14 protein-coding genes and 2 tRNA genes are annotated in these 19,262 nt (G+C 43.2%); 9 read left to right on the forward strand and 7 right to left on the reverse strand.

Annotated elements, in window-relative coordinates; genetic code table 11:
- Nucleotides 1-10: 10 nt before the first annotated feature.
- From MsAc7_RS06345 to mfnA, 3 genes are all read right to left on the reverse strand, one after another.
- A complete protein-coding gene (locus MsAc7_RS06345; protein ID WP_338102083.1) occupies nucleotides 11-1,558 on the reverse strand; it encodes an ankyrin repeat domain-containing protein in 1,548 nt (515 codons plus the stop codon).
- A gap of 63 nt (nucleotides 1,559-1,621) precedes the next feature.
- Nucleotides 1,622-3,064: a hypothetical protein gene (locus MsAc7_RS06350; RefSeq protein ID WP_338102084.1), complete on the reverse strand. Its 1,443-nt coding sequence runs from the start codon at nucleotides 3,062-3,064 to the stop codon at nucleotides 1,622-1,624.
- 165 nt (nucleotides 3,065-3,229) lie between these two features.
- Nucleotides 3,230-4,429 carry a tyrosine decarboxylase MfnA gene (gene mfnA / locus MsAc7_RS06355; protein ID WP_338102085.1) on the reverse strand — a complete coding sequence of 400 codons (1,200 nt, stop codon included), beginning with the start codon at nucleotides 4,427-4,429 and terminating at the stop codon, nucleotides 3,230-3,232.
- Between the two features lie 758 nt (nucleotides 4,430-5,187).
- On the opposite strand from mfnA, the gene MsAc7_RS06360 reads away from it, so the two are divergent.
- Entirely contained in the window at nucleotides 5,188-6,798 is a 1,611-nt protein-coding gene (locus tag MsAc7_RS06360; protein WP_338102086.1) for a hypothetical protein, read from the forward strand.
- A gap of 52 nt (nucleotides 6,799-6,850) precedes the next feature.
- On the opposite strand, the gene MsAc7_RS06365 is transcribed toward MsAc7_RS06360, so the two are convergent.
- Nucleotides 6,851-7,030 carry a hypothetical protein gene (locus MsAc7_RS06365; RefSeq protein WP_338102087.1) on the reverse strand — a complete coding sequence of 60 codons (180 nt, stop codon included), beginning with the start codon at nucleotides 7,028-7,030 and terminating at the stop codon, nucleotides 6,851-6,853.
- 177 nt (nucleotides 7,031-7,207) lie between these two features.
- Between MsAc7_RS06365 and mutS the strand changes: the two genes are divergently transcribed.
- On the forward strand, nucleotides 7,208-10,084 hold the full coding sequence (mutS, locus tag MsAc7_RS06370; protein WP_338102088.1) for a DNA mismatch repair protein MutS: 2,877 nt from the start codon (nucleotides 7,208-7,210) through the stop codon (nucleotides 10,082-10,084).
- Between the two features lie 187 nt (nucleotides 10,085-10,271).
- Nucleotides 10,272-10,568 (forward strand): DUF3574 domain-containing protein, encoded by a 297-nt coding sequence (locus MsAc7_RS06375; protein ID WP_338103478.1) that lies wholly within the window; start codon nucleotides 10,272-10,274, stop codon nucleotides 10,566-10,568.
- Between the two features lie 106 nt (nucleotides 10,569-10,674).
- On the opposite strand, the gene MsAc7_RS06380 is transcribed toward MsAc7_RS06375, so the two are convergent.
- Nucleotides 10,675-10,746 (reverse strand) — tRNA-Thr (locus MsAc7_RS06380).
- A gap of 162 nt (nucleotides 10,747-10,908) precedes the next feature.
- Here MsAc7_RS06380 and MsAc7_RS06385 point away from each other — a divergent pair.
- From MsAc7_RS06385 to MsAc7_RS06395, 3 genes are all read left to right on the forward strand, one after another.
- Nucleotides 10,909-11,517 carry an aldolase gene (locus MsAc7_RS06385; RefSeq protein ID WP_338102089.1) on the forward strand — a complete coding sequence of 203 codons (609 nt, stop codon included), beginning with the start codon at nucleotides 10,909-10,911 and terminating at the stop codon, nucleotides 11,515-11,517.
- A gap of 118 nt (nucleotides 11,518-11,635) precedes the next feature.
- A complete protein-coding gene (locus MsAc7_RS06390; protein ID WP_338102090.1) occupies nucleotides 11,636-12,325 on the forward strand; it encodes a CDP-alcohol phosphatidyltransferase family protein in 690 nt (229 codons plus the stop codon).
- 107 nt (nucleotides 12,326-12,432) lie between these two features.
- Nucleotides 12,433-12,870 (forward strand): archease, encoded by a 438-nt coding sequence (locus MsAc7_RS06395; protein WP_338102091.1) that lies wholly within the window; start codon nucleotides 12,433-12,435, stop codon nucleotides 12,868-12,870.
- Between the two features lie 93 nt (nucleotides 12,871-12,963).
- Here the strand turns inward: MsAc7_RS06395 and MsAc7_RS06400 are convergent, their stop codons facing one another.
- On the reverse strand, nucleotides 12,964-14,526 hold the full coding sequence (locus MsAc7_RS06400) for a CoA-transferase (RefSeq protein ID WP_338102092.1): 1,563 nt from the start codon (nucleotides 14,524-14,526) through the stop codon (nucleotides 12,964-12,966).
- 178 nt (nucleotides 14,527-14,704) lie between these two features.
- Between MsAc7_RS06400 and MsAc7_RS06405 the strand changes: the two genes are divergently transcribed.
- Nucleotides 14,705-16,222: an RtcB family protein gene (locus MsAc7_RS06405; protein ID WP_338102093.1), complete on the forward strand. Its 1,518-nt coding sequence runs from the start codon at nucleotides 14,705-14,707 to the stop codon at nucleotides 16,220-16,222.
- A gap of 287 nt (nucleotides 16,223-16,509) precedes the next feature.
- Here the strand turns inward: MsAc7_RS06405 and MsAc7_RS06410 are convergent, their stop codons facing one another.
- The gene (locus tag MsAc7_RS06410; protein WP_338102094.1) at nucleotides 16,510-16,974 is read right to left on the reverse strand and encodes a Zn-ribbon domain-containing protein; all 465 of its coding nucleotides are present in this window, start codon (nucleotides 16,972-16,974) and stop codon (nucleotides 16,510-16,512) included.
- 393 nt (nucleotides 16,975-17,367) lie between these two features.
- Between MsAc7_RS06410 and MsAc7_RS06415 the strand changes: the two genes are divergently transcribed.
- Together MsAc7_RS06415 and MsAc7_RS06420 are read left to right on the forward strand one after the other, a co-directional pair.
- A tRNA-Met gene (locus MsAc7_RS06415) sits at nucleotides 17,368-17,442 on the forward strand.
- 203 nt (nucleotides 17,443-17,645) lie between these two features.
- On the forward strand, nucleotides 17,646-19,259 hold the full coding sequence (locus MsAc7_RS06420) for a tryptophan--tRNA ligase (protein ID WP_338102095.1): 1,614 nt from the start codon (nucleotides 17,646-17,648) through the stop codon (nucleotides 19,257-19,259).
- The last annotated feature ends 3 nt before the right edge of the window (nucleotides 19,260-19,262 follow it).

A 19,262-nucleotide genomic window follows, 5' to 3' on the forward strand; every position in this document is an offset into this window, starting at 1 on the left:
TATTTCGAAATTACATATTCTTGAGTAAAAATTTCACCAGCATTTCGTTATTTTTCTCGGTCGCGATTTCAAGCGCGGTTTTGCCGGCATTGTTCACCGCGTCCGGCAGCACGTCACCGAATTCAAAGAGCATTTCCGCCATTTCTTTTGCCCTTTTCATGTCCGCGTTGGACGCCGCATAATGAAGCACCGTGTTTCCGGCATTGTCTTTGGCGTCAAGTGCTGCGCCTTTTTCAAGCAACAAGAGTTGGACCTTTTCAGCTTCCGGGAATGTGCGGTCGCCGATACAGGAGAACATGAGCGGCGTTTGTCCGTATTTGTTTTTTGTGTTCACGTCGGCACCGTTTTTAATAGCAGCTTCAGCCACCAAGCGGCGGAAAGATCCGTTTCCAAAATCGGAATTTCCGTTGCCGGTCGCACAGGCCAAATTCAAAATCGTGTGGTAATGCTCATCAACCGTGTCGTTGATATTAAGTCCGGCAGCCGTCATGCTTTTAATGATTCTTTCCGGTTCAACTTTGCGAACGCTCATCGGAATTTCCCGCCAAAAGAGCCACGAAAGCGCGGTGTTTCCGGTTCCGGATTTGACATTCGGGTCGGCGCCGCATTCCAAAAGCACATCGATGGAGTCCGCATCAAAAGCAAAACATGCGGCTGAGAGCGGCGTTCCTTCGCCGTATCCATAAATGTCGGCGATTTCATTGATGTCCGCGCCTAATTTCACAATCGCGCGCAACCCGTCCAAATCGCCGATCGCTTGGTGAAGCGTTCTTCCGCCGGCCAGTGTTTTAAGTTCCGTTTCCGGATCATTAGCGTCTTCATCACCCGTAATTTCGCCCTTCAAAAGAGCGCCGATTTTATTCGCGCCGGCACGTTTGGCCAGAACGTGTGCGCTTTCCATCATATTATTTTGATCTTCCGGATCCACGCCGGCTTCGTAAAAGGCTTTTGCCGCCATGAATGTCCCTTCAAGTGCGGTCTCCAATTTTTTCTGATAATCCGCCAAATTTCGTTCGGCAATTTCGATGCTTGGCGCATTTCCGGAAGTTTTGGCGTCATCGAGCCGCTTTTGCGCACTTCTGACATCGCTCATCGGGTTTTGAAGAGAGAAAAACACAAGATGAAGGCCGTTATTTCCGTTGTCGTCGGTTCCGGTGATTCTCACGCCTTTGTCATAAAGAGCCTTGACGAATTCGCCGTTTCCGTCTTTGGAAGCGGTCAGATAGCATTTGCTGCCGCGCGCCAGGTTCGGATTGGCGTCCAAAAGCCGGACAGTGGTTTTGTAAACATCACCGGGCGTCGGCTGATAAAAGTAAGACGGGCGCTTTTTTGCCATCAATGTCAGCGCGTTTTCTTCATTCGGGTTTTTGACAGCCGGGTCAAATCCGGCCGCCAGAAGAATTTCCACGGCTTCCGAATCGGCGTGTTCGGTGGCGACATGAAGCAAGTTGTTTCCGCTTTGATCCAAATCATCCGGATTTCCATTCCGGTAAAAATCTAAAATTTCATCCCTCGGGTTATTGTCACGGTAAGCGCTTTCAATTTTAAACGAATCCATTTTTAACGCCCCTTTTATTTTTATTGTTTATTTTGATTCGATTTATTTATGAAGCAAGTTGTATCAAATGTATGGCGGATACTCTTTTTTCTTCATTTTGGAAACGCTTCTCTCTCGTTCCTCATACCACTTTTTTGCGTCGCTCCGGTCATTATTTTCCGGAATCGCCCTTCTTTTTTCTTTGACAACCGGTTCTTTGATCATGAATTCTGAAATTTGAACTTCTTTAACCATTATTGAGCTCTTCCGAGTTTCTTTTTGAGACGAAAATTCGGTATCGTAAGCCGGATAAACCTTCGGTTTTTTCATTTCACTTTCCGGACCATCCTTATTCGTGCCGTCTTTCATTCCGCTTTTTTCATTTTTCTTAAACGGGTCGTCTCTTTTTCCGTAGGCGTTTGAATTATTCTTCTCATACATTTTCGCCGCGTCCGTCGGAATCGTCGGGTCAAATTCCCCGTCCCGTTCAATATCGTAAATCAATTCAGCGCCGCCCAATTTTCTTTTCCGGTTGAAATTCACATAAGAACTCTCTTTCTTTTCATCTTCATAGACTTCAGCGTCGTCGTCTTCCGGTTCAATCGTTTTTTTCGGAGAAGAAGTGTGTTTTAAAAATTTGGGTTTTGATGTTCCGGTTTCATATAGTTTTTCAATTTTGTCGTCGTCTCCGCCGGAATTTACATCACTTTTTTCCTCGTCAATGTCAAAATCAAACTTGGACTCGGTGTCATAGCTGTATTCTTCAATGGTAACCGGACCAAAAGCTGTTTCAATAACGGTTTGAGTGACGGTTTCCACGGCGTTGTCACCAATAATTTCAGCATCCTCTTCTTTTTCTTCTTCGGACGCCGCCGGCGCAGAAACGGAATCAATCTCTGTTTCCGGTTTTATTTCCGCCGTTACGGGCGATTCAAAAAAAGATTCTTCCGATTCGATTTCAATTTCAGCCGCGATAATTTCAACGGCATCAATTTCAATCATTTCGGCGATTTCATCCGTTTTCGCTTCACTTTTTATTTCGTTTTTCGGATTTTCGTCTTCCTCTTCTTCCTCATGTTCTTCAAAGAGGCGGACTTCATCGGTCCGAACCGTTACTTTCGTCACCGGTCCCAATTTTTTAATGTCGGCTTTTCCGAGAATTTCAAGCGTTTTTTCAGCGTTGGCGTAACCGACAACACTTCCGTCCATAATCACCAAATGTCCGCCGCAATCGATCGACTGAACCGTTGCGTTTTGAAAAACAGAAGCATTCCATTCCGTTTTGATTTTGTCCACTTTTGATTTGGCGCCGACAATCGCGGTTTTGGCCTTTAAAGTTCCGGCGACCGTACAGCCTTTTCCGAGTTGCGCGTTTCCTTGCACAGCAACATTTTTCCAAAAGTGAACGCCGGGACCCGCAATCATATTCCCGTGAATGATGACGCTTTCATCAAAAAAAGCGCCTTTCGGAATGACGTAAGTATTGGAAGAGGGATAAAAACGAATTTTAGAAGTTTGGGCAGTCATGACTAATAAAAACACTTTTACTTATTTAAATATCATCAATGAAAAATAAACATGAATAGAATAAAAATGAAAGAATAGAAAAAATAGAAAAACAGAGAAAAAAACGGTGAATGGTTTTGCTCGATTCGTCAACAACAGGTGCATAACGTGCGCGCAGCGGCGCCGTCAACAACACGTGCATTCCAAATCTTCGTTTTCAAGAATATATTTCAAATCTAAAACAAATTGGTCGATGTCTTCCATGGTCACATGCGGCATGAGAACCATTCGAAGCGCCGTTTTGGTTTTGGTTTCCGACACATACCAGCCGAATTGCTCGCGCAGGCACCGCCGGATGTGTGTGGTTTGTTGGACGCCGCCGACTTCCACGGTTAAAATATTGATGGCGGGATATTTCGGTTTGAGTTTGATGCCGATCAATTTTTTGAACAGATGTTCCGTCAAACCCAGGCAATGCTCGACGTTTTTCTCGTAACCTTCCCGTCCCAAATGTTTCATCACGGCATAGGTGGCGGCGACCGCTGATCCGGGACGTGTTCCCGTGAGCGTGGATTGAAACTTGCTGGTCAAATACGGCGTTTTGACTTTGATTTTGTCCAAAGAATGGTCCAAGACCGAATCGTCTTTAAAGAGAATAATTCCGGCCGGAATCACGGAAAAACCCATTTTATGCGGGTCCATGGAAACGGAAGTGACGCCCGGCAAATTGAATCCGAATTGGTTGAGTTCATTTTGGTCTTTCAAAAACGGATAAACAAAACCGCCGAAAGCGGCGTCGATATGAAGCGGCAAATTATATTTTTGAGCGATTTCCGACAGCGCGCCGACCGGATCCATTTCGCCGAATTCCGTGTTGCCGGCGATTCCGATAAGTCCGATGGTGTTTTCATCAATCTTGGATTCGACGGATCTTGGAAGCGCACGGTAACTGGAGTCCAAATCCGTTTTTCGAAGTTGAATGTTAAACATATTGGCGATTTTCTCAAAAGAAAAGTGAGCGGTTGCCGGAACGACGAGATTGAGTTTTGTGTCTTTGTCGCCGGGGTGGCGCGCTTTCATATGGTAAACCGCTTCGATATTAGATTCGGTTCCGCCGGAGGTTAAGTGTCCGGCCGCATCGCTTGGATTCGGATGTTTCAAAAGAGAGGCGGCCATCTCAATGACTTGCTTTTCCATTTCGCATGTCCCGAGAAACAGACCGGGGTCACCCATGTTGGATTGAATGAACATTTGATGCGCTTTCACCGCAATCGGATGGGGAATCGTACACATGGAACTCATCACTTTTTTAAAGTTGGTGTCCATGGCGGAGAACTTTTCAAGTTCCGAAAAGATCTCTTTTTCCGAAATTCCCTTTTCCTGCATGACAGGAGAAAACAAAACGAAATATTTATAAATTTGGTTCTTGAGGTCAAAAATAAAGAATTTTTATGCAAAATGGCTTAGTGTAAAAAATTCTAAAAATTTTCGGTTCATACACATATAAAAATGTTTTTGAAAGAATACGCATTTGGATTTTGACCAAACAATATAAGTTGCATGCAAGTTGCCAGCAAGTTAATAATACAAAAACCAGCTTTTGAAAAACAATGGCGACAACGCTGAAAATAATTAAATATACAAAGTTATTCAACTTGATAAGCAAATTGCAAGCAAGTTAAAATCCAAAAGATCAGCCTTTAAAAAACAATGGCATTCACGTTGAACATAATTAAATATGCAAAGTTATTCAACTTGATGGGAAGTTACAAGCAAGTTAAATTATTATTTATCCCCATATTGGAATATACTTCATATAGCGTGGGGCTGTTGTCGGATCAAATGGCTTAATTAATTTATTTTCAACAGCCGACTTAATTAGGCGACAGCAATGCTTTCATTAAAAAATAATATTTTTATGGCAAACCACGGAATTTTCCGACAGTTTACAATAATTTTAAATCCCTAAATGCTCATCCTTATTGTCAATCAGAGAATTATTTCATTCCATATTTTCAATTATTTGTTTCAATAATACTAAAATAACATGTTTTCATTTCAATTTATTCATTTCATCCATTACTCATCCGTTTACTTATTCACTCATTATAAAGGAGCTGACGCCACTGCCCGAAAATATCTTCATGACTTTTATTGTTCCCGACCACACGACGTTTGAAAACGGCACATTGGAAACGCCGGCAAGCATGGTCATCGGGAACCACGCCGTCATCGGTTGCAACTTATCAATGGACACGCTCATGGCCGGTGAAGGCGTCCAGGTTTCGGGTCAAGTGGATTCGAAATCCGACATCCGGGCGGACGTTTGGTGCAAATTCGAAAAAGACGTCAATGCGGGCGGCGACGTTTATCTGGGCGAATTTACAACCATCAACGGCAAAATCATTGTTGAAGGCGATCTTGACATCGGCAAAGAAGTGAAATTAAACGGCGGGTTCTTATCTCGGGGTTGGGTTGTCGTTCGAAATCCGCTTCCGATAATGATTTTTATTTTTTTGTACATTCGCGAACTGATCGGTCTCGGGAAAACCAGTGAAGAAATCGACAAAGCACTCACCGATCTTTTTGAGGACGACGAGGAAATTGATTTGGAAAAACTGGCGGAGATGGATTTGTCAAAAGTGATCGGTTTTGATCGCCTTCTGATTATTCCGATCGGATCTAAGATTTCGGCGGACAGTATTAACGTTCCGGAAAATACAGTCGTCGGAAACAATTGCGTTTTGTCCGGGAAACTGATTTGTAAGAATTTCGAGTCCGGCAAAAATCTTCTCCTCAACGGCGACATTCGCGCCAGAGGCGACGTCGTTTTGTCGGAAGGAACGAAAGTGGTCGGCAACATCAGCACATCCGGAAAGCTGATTTTGGATAAAAACGTTACCGTTTCCGGAAACCTGACGGCGAAGTCCGTTCTCATTCATGAAACTTCCTTTGTCGAAGGCAAAATTTCCTCCGGAAATGTCCGTTTCGTGCTTGGCGAATTCGATCCGAAAAATCCGGACGCGGAAGGAACCAAAATTTTATCCAAAGCGGAATCGGTTGATTGGATGAAAACAAACGTAAAAGAAAAACCGGCGGAACCGGAAAACGACTTTCAAATTGATGCGGAACCGGATGCGGATTCGGAATCGGATTCGGAAACAGAAATACAAGAACAGATTGCTGAAGAAACAGATGCTGTTGGGGCAGATGCCGGACCCGGCGGTGCGGAATCGGAACTCTCGGCGGCAAATACGGATGATGCTCTTCCGGACAGTGTTTCCGGTTCAAAATCATCCAAAAGAAAAACTCGGAACCAAAATCGTAGAGCTGCTTTTGAAAAGAGATCAAAGAAAGACGACTTAGTGATCGTGGATATTTTTTCCGGTGAAGAAATGAAAAATGAGCCGACATCGGAACTCGAAGTTGAAACAGAAGTTGATGTTGAAATTTTTGAAATTGAAATTGAACCGGAACCAAAACCCGACGCTGATGTTCAATCCGATTCGTCCGAAACGGCGGACCCGGCTGTGGACGATTATTTAAATGCTGTCGGCGGCGATGATGATGTGGCGGCGGTGGGCGGCGACGCAAAGGAAAACGAACCGGTTTTGGAAAAGTATGCAAGCAAAGCCGAAAAAAGCTTTTTTGACGCGGCGGAAAAAGGCGAAGTTGAAACCGAAAAAGAACGGGAAGACGCTAAAAGAGAAGCGGCCAGCATTTCCAGGGCGAAAAAGAAAAGAAGCAAAAGATAAATGAGTTCCGAACCTCAGATGAATAAAAAACCAAAATAAAAAATCGGAAAACTTACGGTTTTCCGGTTTCGACTTTGTGCCCTTCCTGAATTTCTTTCACCATGTCTTCCTCTCCTTCTATCACAAAGGTTCCGACATAACTGCATTTTTTACAGTGGTAAATGTTTCCCATAATACCGCCGCTTTCCAAATAAAGTTCCGTGCTTCCGCATTGCGGACAAATGTATTTCATTTTTTTCACCTTTTTTGGATTCATTTCAGAAATTAAATATAAGATTAGATAAATTACTGCAATCAAAAATGAATGCATTAAAAATTAAATTTAATTTTCACAGATTTATTATTTTTAAAATATTAATATTTATTGATTTTATTGGGAACATTATTCAAAACAAAACAGGCCGATAAAATGGACCAATCAACGCCGGCCATGCGCCAATATTATGAAGCGAAAAAAGAGTGCCCGGACGCGCTCGTTTTCTTTCGCATGGGAGATTTTTACGAATCGTTTGGCGACGACGCCAAAATCATTTCAAAAGAACTCGAAATCACTTTGACCAACCGTGGAAAAACAATCGAAGGACAAAAAATGCCTCTTGCGGGAATTCCTTATCATGCGATTGACACTTACCTTCCCCGCTTGATTAAAAAAGGGTACAAAGTGGCGATTTGCGAGCAGCTTGAAAATCCCAAAGAAGCAAAAGGCGTTGTTAAGAGAGGAATTGTTCGCGTTGTGACGCCCGGAACCGCTATTGATACATCGATTATTACAGATTCGGCCAACAATTATCTGATGGCGATTTCCGGATCTTTCAAAGACAAAAACGAAAACAAAAGCGAAAGCAAAGGCGAAAACGAAAACAAAGACGACGACGGAAAGGAAGCGGAAAGAAAAGAAAAAGTCGAAAAGAAAGATTCGAAAACCGGCAAAACAGAACCGGCTGCTGAAACTTTCGGGATTGCTTTTTTAGACATTTCCACCGGGGAATTTTTAACCGCGCAGTTTGAAGACGCCGCTCCTTACGAAAAAGTGATGAGCGAAGTCGCCAAATTTCGGCCGTCCGAATGCATTTTACAACCCAATCTCCTGAAAAATTCTGTTCTTTCGAGCCGGCTTGCCGATCATAAAATCAAAACGGACGCGTTTTTGATGAGCAAAAACTTTGCGACCGAAGTCAAGTTGGCGGAAGAAGAGCTCAACGTTCAGTTCAAAACATCCACGCTTGACGGAATGGGACTTCGCGGAAACGATTACGCGGTGCTGGCCGCCGGAAAGGCGCTTTCCTACGCTTTGGAAACGCAAATGCGGGAACTTGAGCACATTCATTCCGTTCGAACGTATTCAACATCGGATTCCATGGTTTTGGATTCGATGGCGCTTCGAAATCTTGAAATTGTCAAAAACGTCCGCGACGAAGAAACCAACTATTCGCTCATTCGGATTTTAGACAAAACCAAGACATCAATGGGTTCCCGTCTTCTCCGAAATTGGCTTTTGCGTCCGCTTTTGTCTCCGGCTGATATTCAAAAACGTTTGAATGCGGTTGAATTTTTAAAGGAAAACAATTTGCTGCGGTTTGACCTTCGGAAATGCTTGTCCGAAATTTCCGATATGGAGCGGCTGGTCAGCCGAATGATTTACGGCAACTCTAACGCGCGCGATCTCATTTCCATGCGCAACTCCCTGCTTAAAATTCCGGAAATCGCCCATCTTTTAGATACGAATCTTCTCGGCAACGAATCCGCCATGATGGCCGACATTCGTGATCAGTTGATTGGTTTTGATTTTTATGAAGAATTGATCGATCTCATTACAAACGCGATCGAAGACGAACCGCCGATTACGGTTCGTGAAGGCAAAATGATTAAGTTTGGTTACAATCAGGAGCTTGATGAGCTTCGAAACGTCGCCGGCGACAGCAAAGATTGGATTGCGAAATTCCAGGCAGACGAGCGGGAACGGACCGGCATTAAAAGTTTAAAAGTCGGCTACAACAAAGTTTTCGGTTATTTTATTGAAATCACCAACTCCAATAAAAATGCGGTGCCGGACAACTATATCAGAAAACAAACGATGGCGAACGGCGAACGGTATTATACGCCGGAATTAAAAGAACGGGAAAGCCTGATTTTGTCGGCCGACGACCGTGCGATCGCCATTGAATACGAGATTTTTCGGGAAATTACCGTCCGGGTGGCGGAACATGCCAAAGATATTCAAAAAATTGCGCAGCTGGTGGCGCAAACCGACGTTTTGTCCGGTTTTGCCGAAGCGGCGCTTGAAAACAATTACATTTGTCCGGAAGTGGACGACAGCTTTGAAATTCTCATTCGCGACGGCCGCCATCCGATTGTGGAAAAGGCAACCAACGACGCCAAGACCGTCAAAATGTCCAGGGAAACGTTCGTCCCAAACGACACGGAAATGGATTGTGTTGAAAACCAATTTTTATTGATCACGGGACCCAACATGGCCGGAAAATCCACTTACATGCGCCAGGTGGCGATGATTGTGATCATGGCGCAGGCCGGATCGTTCGTACCCGCCGCTTACGCTAAAATCGGAATTGTGGACCGTATTTTTACAAGGATCGGCGCTTACGACGATTTGGCCGCCGGGAAAAGTACGTTTATGGTGGAAATGGTCGAGCTGTCCAACATTCTCAACAATTCGGATGAACGCAGCCTGATTTTGCTGGATGAAATCGGTCGTGGGACCAGTACTTATGACGGTTACAGCATTGCCAAAGCGGTTGTCGAATTCATTCACAACAAAGACAAAAAAGGAATCCGAACGCTTTTCGCGACACATTATCATCAATTGACAGCTCTTGAAAACAAACTCAAGCGGCTTAAGAATTTCCACATCGCCGTTCTTGAAACCGGGAAAGAACTTGTTTTCCTTCGAAAAATCATTCCGGGCGCCACCGACAAAAGTTACGGTATTCATGTGGCGAAATTGGCCGGCGTTCCCGATAAAGTGATTGAGCGGTCGTCTGAAATTCTCAGAGAACTTGAAAACGAAAGCATGATCGAAGCGGAAAGTGAAAGCGACGGAAAACGAAAACGAACAAGCGCCCGTTACACGCAGCTTTTGCTGGTAGACCCGTCGGTGGAAAGCGGACAGATTGTTGAAAAAATCGTTGAGAAAACGGTTGAAAAATACGTGCCGGATCCGAAAGCCGAAGAAATCAAATGCGAACTGGCGGAACTCGACGTTGACCATATGACGCCGGTCGAAGCGCTTTTGAAGCTTGGGGAAATTAAAAAGAAAATGTTGAATTAAGTAAAAATGATGTTAAAGAGGAATACAAATGACTGAAAAAAAACTCGACAAAATGACTCTTATCATTTTGGTTCTGCTTCTTGTCAATCTTTTGGCGACAGCCGGTATCGCCGGATAGCTTTACGTTTCCAATCACGGTGACTCAAGCCAATTAGATTATCAAAACGTTGAAAAATATACGATTTACATCGGAACGGATGACCAAAATGGAAATGCGCTTTATTCTTCGGAAGAAGTCAAACAAATTGTGAATCCGATTTGCGACAAATATGCGCCGGGCTATACGTCGTTTGAAGCCCAAGGACATTGGACGACGCCGGAAGGTGTTGTGATTGATGAAAACACGCTTGTTTACGTCTTTTACCGGACGGATGAAGAACGGGTGATTGCCATCTTGGATGATGTTTTAAAAGAACTCAATCAAAGCGCGATTTTGGTTGAAAAGAACGATGTCAGTTACACCTTTTATGATGGGTTGCAGTGATTTTTGATTTTTCAAAAATCTCTTCTTCTAAAAAATGATGGAATTGTTTCTCAACAATGATTATTGAGACGACTGTTATTTGGAAAACACAAAAAAAGAATGAGAAAGCCCCGTGCGTGATTTGAACACGCGACCTAGTGATTACAAATCACTCGCTCCACCGCTGAGCTAACGAGGCGTTATGAAACAAACCCTTAACGGTATTCTTCTAAATAAATCTTATGGATTCCGAGCGGATACTTTTATATTTTTTTGAATTCTTTCATTGTTATTCCGTTTCTATTTCATTATTTATTTTTCATTTTTTATTATTCATTATTCATCAATTGTCGGTGAAAAAATGTGGCAGGAATTTCAAACCATCGGAAAAAAAGTGGTTGAATCGGGTTTGGTTGAATCCAATTTTGGGAACATGAGCGTTCGGTCTGCGTCAGGCGACACGTTCGTGATCACAAAAACCGGCGTGGCGATGGATGAAATCGACCGAAACGGAATCGTTGAAGTTCCGATTTTTCCAAGCGGCAACGAAAAATCATTAGCGGAAAAATCAGCGTCGTCGGAGACGGCCGTTCATCGTAAAATCTATCAGAAAACAAATGCAATGGCCATTCTTCACGCGCATTGCCCGTATTCGGTGGTGATGTCGCTTTTGGAATTTGAGGCCGGCAATTTGTCGATTGTTCCGGTTGACAGCGAAGGAAAACTGTTTCTCGGCAAAATTCCACTCGTTGTCGGCGGCATCGGAAGCGATGAATTGGCAGCAAACGCGGCAAATGCTTTTTGCGGCGGGACGGGCATGAATGAAAAACAAGTTTTCGGAATTGTTGCTCTCGGGCACGGAACATTCGCGGTCGGCAACGATTTAAAGCAAGCTTTTCGCATCACGGCGCAGCTGGAATATGCGGCAAAAATCAAATATTTGTATGCTGCCGCTAAAAATTTGTTTTGAAATTGATTTTTTATCAAACAATATTTATAAAATAAAGATGTAGAATTAAACTGAGAAATAGGATTATAAAGGAACTTGCTCTCTTACTTTCATCATTCATATATGGGGAAAATATTCAATGGCAGTCGATTCTCTCAGACCTTTTGCGACGGATAAGTTCATCAATCCGGTTGCGGTCCGTCTTGTGAAATATAAAATCACGCCCGATGTCCTTTCCGTTTTATCTCTTCTTTTTTCATTTCTGGCCGGCGTTTCTTTTTACTTGGCGGGGACGAACTATGTTTCTTCTTCCTCTTCTTACTGGATGCTTCTGGTGGCCGGTTTTTGTGTTTTGGTCAATTCCGGGCTGGACGCTTTTGACGGCGCTGTTGCCCGCATTATGGGCGTTGCCGGAAAACGCGGCGACTTTTTGGACCACGTTATTGACCGCTACGCCGATGTTTTCATCATCTGCGGCATCATTTTCGGCGGACTTTGTCCTTGGCAAATCGGGCTCGTGGCAATTGTCGGCGTTCTTTTGACCAGTTATCTCGGGACGCAGGCGCAGGCAATGGGAATCGGACGTTATTACGGCGGCATTATGGGACGGGCTGACCGCCTCGTTATTATTTTAGCGGGAACGTTTTTGGATTTCATTTACATTTTGATTTACCACGGCGCAGCCTCCTTTTACGGTTTGTCATTCCTCGGTTGGGTCATGGTCATTATTGCGATTTTATCTCATGTCACGGCGCTTCAACGCATTTATTACATTTGGAAAGCCATTCGCGCTGAAGAAAGAAATGAAAAATCAAAAAACACGTCGTAATTAAAAAATCAAAAGCATCAAAAACAATCAAATCAAAAGAAATTCAAAAACAATCAAGTCTAAAGAAATTTAAAAAATAATGAAAATAACCAAAAACAGTTGTTCTTATGACCGCGAATCTGCCTTTTATTTATCTGGACCACATTGCCGACACACGTTTTATTGCGTACGGTGATTCGCTGGAACAGGTTTTTGAAAATTCGGCGTTGGCGATGTTTCATGTGATTGCGGACGTTTCAAACATTATGCCGGAGGTTGAATTTGATGTCGAAGTTTCCGCTTCGGATTTGGAAGACCTCTTGGTTCATTTTCTTTCCGAACTTCTTTTTTTGTTCGACGCTGAAGAAACACTCTTCGGAAACATAGCGGTTCGGAAAATCCAAAAAACAAACGACGGATATTCCGTTTCAGCTGTCATTTCCGGTGAGCCGATTGATTCGTCCAAACAAAATTTCAGAACGGAAGTCAAAGCGGTTACTTATAACGGAATCCGGGTTGAAAAAACCGGCTCCGGGTTTGAGGCGGAAGTTGTTTTGGATTTATGATTTAAATTTTTAAAGCCAACTCGTTGTGTTTTTAACTCCAAAAGAGAATATGTCGCTGTAACGCGCGCGGCGGCCGTCCGCAATAACAGCTTGTTACGAATTTTCTCCAATCAATTTTGCCGGAATTGTTTTCAAATCGGGGGAAACCGTTACCGAAAATGGAAGTTGGTCTAAAATATCTCTTTTTAAATCGATGCCGTTCACGATTTCCGTGAGCATAAGGCCCGATTCCTTTAATTCAAAAACACATCTTTCCGTGACGTAAAGAACTCGTTGACCGGATTCTTTCGCGTTGATCGAACTGAAACTGACGGAACGGACGCCGTTTACAAATTTCGGATATTTTCCTTCCGATTCAATTTTTAACTTTTCGTTTTCAATTTTGACTTTGAGACCGCCCGCGGTAAACGTGGCGCAAAAGACGACAACCGGTGTTGATTGCGTGATGTTTGCAAAACCGCCGATTCCGGTAATTCTTCCGGAAGACAGGTGACCATTTACGTTTCCGGAACCGTCAATTTCCAGGGCGCCGATGAAACAAATATCAAGGCCGCCGCCGTCATAAAAATCAAATTGTTGCGACATATCGTAAATCGTGTCGGCGCCGCTTGTCGCGCCAAAAGAAACGCCGGACGCCGGAAGGCCGCCGATTGCGCCGGATTCCACCGTGAGTGTAATGTCTTTAAGAAGTCCCTCTTTGGCAGCAACGACGGCAACAGCTTCCGGAATTCCGATGCCGATGTTGGCCACTTGTCCCGATGAAAGTTCCAAAAAAGCGCGGGATGCCACAAGCAAACGCTCCGGATCGCTTAAGTTGGCTGCGCTTTTCTCTTTGGCTTTCGCCCATTCGGCTAACTCCTGCGGCGGAATGTACGTATCGCCCGAATAAGTCGGCTCGTAGCCGTTCACACTCAAGATTTGACTTTGATTGGAACAAACGACGATCGCGTCCACCAAAATGCCGGGAACGATCACATTGCGGGGACGCAGATGGTTGGAGATGACCCGCTCCACCTGAACAATCACTTTGCCGCCCCGGCGGTGAACAGCCTGAGCGAGCGCAAGCGCGTCAACGGTGGCACATTCTTTTTCAAAAGAAATATTTCCTTGGGAATCGGCGCTCGTTCCTTTAATAAACGCGATATCAAGTTCAGGTGTCTTGTAAATCAAATATTCATGGCCGTCCATTTTTGTTTTGGACACCCATTTTTCTGTTGAGATCTTGTTGAGCTGATAGCCGCCGACGTCGGGATCGGTAAAAAGATTCATTCCGATTTTGGTCACGTAAAAATCTTTTCCGCCTGCAGCGGCTCGAATCATGTGTGACATGGTTCCCAGCGGCAAATTATACCCTTCGATTTCTTCCGTCAATATTTTTTTGGCAACAGTCGGCATGGACCCGAGATGTCCCAAAACAGCGCAGGATACAGCCCCATCTTGAATATATCCTTCAATCGGGGAATTTTCAGTCCAATCTCCAAATCCGGCGGAACAAAAAATCGTCAAGTCGCGTGGACTTTGTGTTTTTTGAAAGCGGCGGGTGAGTGCCAAATGGAGTTCCGTCGGGTTACAAATCGACAAAAAAGCGTTGACACCAATCACATCTCCATCTTTGATTAAACCGACCGCTTCATCCGGGGACATGAATTTGAACAACTGAAAACCTCCGTTCTAAAGACCATTTTAAAAAATAAATTTAATTTTCGGATTCCAAACAATTAAATCAATGAATGACAATGAATTGATAATCATTAACTATTAACCCCAAATTCTTTATATTTCAAGCTATCTTCTCAAATTAATTTTATAAAAAATCAAAAATTCCGGGAAAATTATGGTTCAGCAATACAAAAATCAAAATGAAAAAGACGGTTCAGCCAAAGAATCCGCCGACAACCTTCCGGAAGACGTTTCGGGCGCGCTTGTTCAAGTCAATGAAAACACATGGGACATTCCGGTTTCACATATACGTGGAATGCGCGTTCCCGGCCGTATTTTTTTATCCAAAAAACTCCTTTCCAGTATCGATTTGGCGACCGTCGATCAAATTGCCAACGTTTCCATGCTTCCCGGCATTTTAGATTATTCGATGGCGATGCCGGATGTCCATTTAGGATACGGATTCACAATCGGCGGTGTTGCCGCTTTTGACCCGCAGGACGGTGTGATCAGTCCCGGAGGCGTCGGTTTTGATATCAATTGCGGCGTCCGTCTGATGAAAACCAATTTATCTCGCGCGGATGTTGTTCCGCACATCAAAACGCTCACAGAAAGCCTTTTTCATAAAATCCCGTCCGGTGTCGGTTCCAAAGGGCAGTTCCGCGTCAATGACACACAGTTGACGGATGCGTTTTTACACGGATCGGAATGGGCGGTCGAAGCCGGATACGGTATTAAAGACGACACCAAAAATTGCGAGTCGGGCGGATTTATGAAAGACGGGGATCCCGAAAAAGTCGGCACCAAAGCACGCCAACGCGGGCGCCCGCAATTCGGAACGCTTGGGAGCGGCAACCATTTTTTGGAAATCCAGTATGTGGACAAAATTTATGATCCTGCAGCGGCAGCGGCTTACGGTCTTTATGAAGGGCAAGTGAATGTCATGATTCACTGCGGTTCCCGCGGCGCCGGTCACCAAATTTGTACCGACCATCTCCAAAATTTGAATGAAGCGGTTAAAAAATACAAAATCGCAATTCCCGACAAACAGTTGGCCTGCGCGCCGGCGCAGTCCAAAGAAGCGCAGGACTATTTTGAAGCGATGATTTGCGGCGCCAATTATGCTTGGGCGAACCGGCAGGTCATTATGCATTGGACACGTGAGGTTTTTGAAAATTTTTACGGCAAAGACGTCGATGAACTCGGTATGAAGCTCCTCTATGACGTGGCTCACAATGTCGCCAAATATGAAACCCATACGGTTGACGGCAAAAAGAAAGATGTTTACGTCCACCGGAAAGGTGCCACCCGTGCGTTCCCGGCCGGGCACCCGGAAGTGCCGCAACATTACCGTGATGTCGGGCAGCCGGTTTTGATTCCCGGAAGCATGGGGACGCCATCCTTCATTCTTAAAGGCGGCCCGAAGTCAATGGAACTGTCTTTCGGAAGCGCTTGCCATGGCGCCGGCCGTGTGATGGGTCGCGGACAAGCCAAAAATAATATGAGCGGTGAAGCGATTCGGGATGAGTTGGAACGCCAAGGAATCACGGTGCGCGCCGATAAACCATCCGTGATTGCCGAAGAAGCGCCAAGCGTTTACAAACCAAGTGACGAAGTTGTTGATGTGGTCGATCAACTCGGGATCGCGAATAAAGTGGCGCGGTTGATTCCGATCGGCGTGATTAAAGGATAAAACGGATTGTTCAAGTCAAGATTCCTATCAAAAACGTGAAAAATTTTGCATTATTCATATGAAAAATGTTCTATTTTACTGCGTTATTCATATGAATAATGTGAAAAACAGATGCGGACAAAAAATTCAAAAAAAAGATAAAATATCAAAAAAAGGAAGAATCTCCTTCCAAAAATTATATGGCAATTATGCATGGGTAAAAATAGAACAATGTATTTCTTCGCTCACGCCAAGACAAATAGTTATAGATATATTATTTATTATATGTTAAATAATTATAAAAAAATTTATTTTTTCTTCGCCTTTCCTTTTTTGGCGGATTGCTGCAAAATCACCGGCAAATCGATGGCGTATTGTCCTTCTTCTTTGATCCCGACGACGATTTCCTCTTTGTCCATGATAGAGCCCAGATTCAGTTCGTAAGACCCGGTATCCAAAATCCGAATAGAATCCACGCGTCCCGGTTCCGGCTCTTGTTTGGTCATTTCTTCCGAATCAAGCACGCTGTCGATATTTTCGAGAACTTTGTTAATGGATTCGGACTTTTCATTTTGATCCGGCCATTTCGTTTTTTCGATTTCATGAAGATCGGTCTCAAGACCCGCGTCCACGTGGACATTTCCGGCCGTCGCCGCAACTGTTTCTTCTCGAACGTAAAGGAATTTGTTCCATTTGCAGGTCGGACATCCTGTTAAAATGACAGGGTCGCCGTCACTGAAAATGGCACCGCATTTCGTACATCTGTGTGGCATCGGATTTCACCGTACTGAAAAAGAATTAAAGAATTGAATCGGAATAATATTCATTGTCATTGGCTATTTAAATCATACAAATGTGAATATCTTCATTACAGCCTTACGGTATTTAAAGATTTATTATTTTCCTTTATTGGATTCATTTGTTTTCTTTGTTTCGGGTTTTTATTTTTTTGTTTTTTGTTTTTAATTTTGCAATTTGTTCAATCCATTTTTGTTCTTTATTTTTTGATTCCGTCTTGATTGATTCCTCTTTTTATTATATCTCGAATTTTCCCAATCCATAAGTATTTATAAAATCAATTAGTTTTAGGATTGCAAATTGAGCAGGGATTCAATAATTTGAGTCGTTGCATTGCTTTTTTATCTTAATTTTGTTTGTTTTGGCGAAGCGAGGTAGGGTAGCCAGGAGATCCCGACGGGCTCATAACCCGTAGACCGATGGTTCGAATCCATCCCTCGCTATTTTTTTATGTTTTTGTATTGTTTTTTCTTTTATATTCTTGATTTGCGTCGGCTCACGCGCGCGTTATTGCAATCATTTTTTATAGTATTGAAAAAAGAGGAGATATTTTTATTTTTTTCCGTTCCGGTTTTTATGAAGCACAAATAAATAAGATGAAAGAATTAAAGGTGAAAAACAAATTTGAATTTTATTATGTGATATTATGCTTCAATCGATTGATCCATGGAATGTTACCGGAGTTACTGATTATAACAAGCTTATTGAGTATTTTGGCATTTCGCCTTTCGATGAAGAAGTGTTGAATGAAATTCCAAATCCACACAGATTAATGAGACGAGGCGTTATTTTTGGTCATCGGGATTTTAAACAAATCTCGTATTCTTTAAAGCATAAAAAGCCGTTTGTCGTTTTAGATGGGTTCATGCCGACCGGAAAAGCGCATCTGGGTCACAAAATGGTTATGGACCAAATTGTTTGGTATCAAAGCACGGGTGCTATTGCTATTGTCGGAATTGCAGACCGTGAAGCGTATGAAGCGCGCGGTTTGTCTTGGAAGGAATGCAGAAGAATAGGCATTGATGAATATTTGACCAGCTTAATTGCACTCGGATTAAAACCTGAAAAAACTTGTCTTTATTTCCAATCGGAATGTCAGCCGGTTAAGGATTTGGCCTTTGAGTTAGGAACAAAAGTCAATTTTTCAGAACTTTCTGCTATTTATGGTTTTGAAAATTCAACCCGTCTTGCACATATGATGAGCACTGTTACACAGAGCGCGGACATTTTACATTTTCAGCTTTCGGAAGATGGTCCTCTTAAGCTGGATTCCGATCTTGAACTCATCGGAGGGGGTCCGATTCCGGTGGTCGTTCCGGTTGGAGCTGATCAAGACCCTCATATTCGCCTGACACGTGATCTTGCTTCCCGAATGAATTTATTTTCAATCGATTTAATCCCTCAAAACGAAAAGAGTTCGTTCAGCTATTGGAGAATTTCACAGAAACAAGGCTCTACAGAACCAATTGAAGATTTGTTTAAAGAAATAAAAAAGATCTCCAAAAAGATAGCTCTTGAATCTTCAAATGATTTTATTATCGTCAAAAACATCTCTCCAGAAAAATTAATTCAAGTGATGCAAAGCAATCATATTGATTTTGATTTTTCAAAAGCTTGTGTTTGTGAGGAGGGTGGTTGGAAAATTATGCGTCCTTATCTTTTTCCAAACAATTCTTCTGTTTTGGCAGGCTTAGCAGAGGATTTTATTCAAAAAGGATACTCTGTATCTTTGAACATTGCTCAGGAATTCAAGGAACATATTACTGTCCCGGAGAGCAACATTTCAAAAGAAGAATTATCGAAAGTTGTTCAAGAAATTGAATTTAAATATGGCGGATATGCTTTTATTCAGCCTTCGTCAACTTATCATAAGTTTATGAGCGGGCTTACCGGCGGGAAAATGTCAAGCAGTATTCCGGGAAGTAACATTGCATTAACAGAAAACCCCGAGGAAGCCAAGAAAAAGGTCATGAAAGCCAAAACAGGCGGACGAGAAACGGCGGAAGAGCAAAGAAGAATCGGTGGAGATCCGTGTAATTGTTCCGTTTATGAGCTATATGTTTTCCACTTGATTGAAAATGATTGCGAATTGGAAGAAATAAAGACCAAATGTGTCAATGGACAGATGCTGTGCGGAGAATGTAAGAAAATAGCCGGCGAAAAACTTGAATCATTTTTAAAGGACCATCAAGAAAAAAGAGAATTGGCAAAAGGAAAATTAAATGAGTTTTTGATGAATTACAAAAAGCAAAAAGTATGATTC

The sequence above is a fragment of the Methanolapillus millepedarum genome (assembly GCF_032594115.1).
In the GTDB taxonomy this organism is placed as follows: domain Archaea; phylum Halobacteriota; class Methanosarcinia; order Methanosarcinales; family Methanosarcinaceae; genus Methanolapillus; species Methanolapillus millepedarum.